Origin of the sequence: Plectonema cf. radiosum LEGE 06105, assembly GCF_015207665.1 — a bacterium.
GTDB lineage: Bacteria > Cyanobacteriota > Cyanobacteriia > Cyanobacteriales > Nostocaceae > Rivularia > Rivularia radiosa_A.
Window position 1 is genome coordinate 1 of record NZ_JADEWL010000305.1, and the last position, 1,573, is coordinate 1,573.

A 1,573-nucleotide genomic window follows, 5' to 3' on the forward strand; every position below is an offset into this window, starting at 1 on the left:
TTTAGCTATTTTGCCGTAAGCCTCCCACTGAAACGGTACTCCGTTCAGTGGTGAGATATAAGGCGGTTAAAATTAACGCGACCTCCGACCAATTCAATCCGCAGGATTGATAGAGAGGGAGTCAGCGTTAATTTTAACACTCTCTGTGTTTGGCAATCTATCAACCCAGTCTTCTACTATTTGCGTGACTGTTTTATCTTTCGTTACAGCATAAGAGCGAAGTTTGTTTAATCTACGTTCAGACATTCTGACATTTAATCTAGTAGTTTTGATATTCGTCTACCCCTTGTTGTCACGCTTATGGTATTATAGTCTTGATGGTTGAGGGTGAGCAAGTGAGAACAGCATACCAGTACAAGCTACGACCAACAACAAAACAAGCAAGTGAGATAGACAGGTGGTTGTCTATGTTATGCGCTCAATATAACCACTTGTTGGCTGATAGATTTGACTGGTATGAGCGCAATCGCTCACCGATTAATGCTTGTCCTCTTGTTTGCCACATACCAGAGCTACGCGACAACCCAGACTATTATTCACAAAAGAAGACGCTACCACAGCTTAAAAAAACTCATCCTTGGTATGGCGAAATTTACTCGCAGGTACTACAAGATATAGTTAAACGAGTCAAGGTAACTTTTGACCGTTTTTTAAAAGGTGATAGCAATGGTAAACGAAGTGGACGACCTCGGTTTAAATCACGCGAACGTTATCGCACGTTTACATATCCACAAATGAAGGATGGATGTTTGCAAGGTAATTTAATAACTTTACCGATGTTCGGTATAGTTAAAGTTATTCTGCATCGTCCTATTCCAGATGGCTTTAAAACCAAAACTGCTTCCGTAACTAAGAAGGCTGATGGTTACTATTTAACCTTGAGTCTTGAAGATACAACAGTTCCAAATATTAAACCTGACTTCAATGCGGATTCAATTACAGGTATTGACCTCGGTTTAAAAGAGTTTTTGACAACTTCTGATGGTGATGTTGTTCCAATTCCTCAGCATTACCGTAAATCTCAGAAGCGATTGCGGGTCATTCAAAAACGTATCTCACGCCGTAAAAAAGCAAGTAATCGACGCAAAAAAGCTATTAAGCAAGTCGCCAAGCAGCACAAAAAAGTAGTTGATAAGCGCAAAGACTTTCACTTTAAAACTGCCAACAATCTACTGAAAAAATATGATGTTGTAGTTCACGAAGATTTAAACGTCAAAGGTCTTTCTCGTTCTATGCTAGCTAAGTCTGTGCATGATGCTGGATGGTCAAGCAACAATCAATTCTAAGCACCAAAGCCGAAAATGCTGGGTTATTGGTAATTGTAGTGAATCCATCAGGTACGTCACAAGATTGTTCTAGTTGTGGGGCGAAAGTTCCAAAAAAGTTGCATGAAAGATGGCATTCTTGTCTGTGTGGTTGCAGCCTAGATCGAGATCATAATGCAGCTATCGTAATAAAAAATAGAGCCGTGGGGCATCCGGTTCTTAAAGCTCATCGAGTATCCGAAGCAATAGCTGGATTTGGTGAGAAGCCTACACGCTCTCTGTAATCAGTCAGTGTAGGAGTATGTCAC

At 40.5% G+C, this 1,573-nt stretch carries 2 protein-coding genes; both read left to right on the forward strand.

Annotated features, from left to right (window positions below):
• The first annotated feature begins 335 nt into the window (after positions 1 to 335).
• Positions 336 to 1,286 (forward strand): RNA-guided endonuclease InsQ/TnpB family protein, encoded by a 951-nt coding sequence (locus IQ247_RS32115; protein WP_445974537.1) that lies wholly within the window; start codon positions 336 to 338, stop codon positions 1,284 to 1,286.
• Positions 1,262 to 1,549: a zinc ribbon domain-containing protein gene (locus IQ247_RS33775; protein ID WP_445974520.1), complete on the forward strand. Its 288-nt coding sequence runs from the start codon at positions 1,262 to 1,264 to the stop codon at positions 1,547 to 1,549. Before IQ247_RS32115 ends, IQ247_RS33775 begins: the two co-directional genes overlap by 25 nt.
• Positions 1,550 to 1,573: the final 24 nt, after the last annotated feature.

Coding starts and splice junctions, on each gene's coding strand:
- IQ247_RS33775 (WP_445974520.1), top strand. CDS start 1,262: ATGGTCAAGCAACAATCAATTCTAAGCACCAAAGCCGAAAATGCTGGG.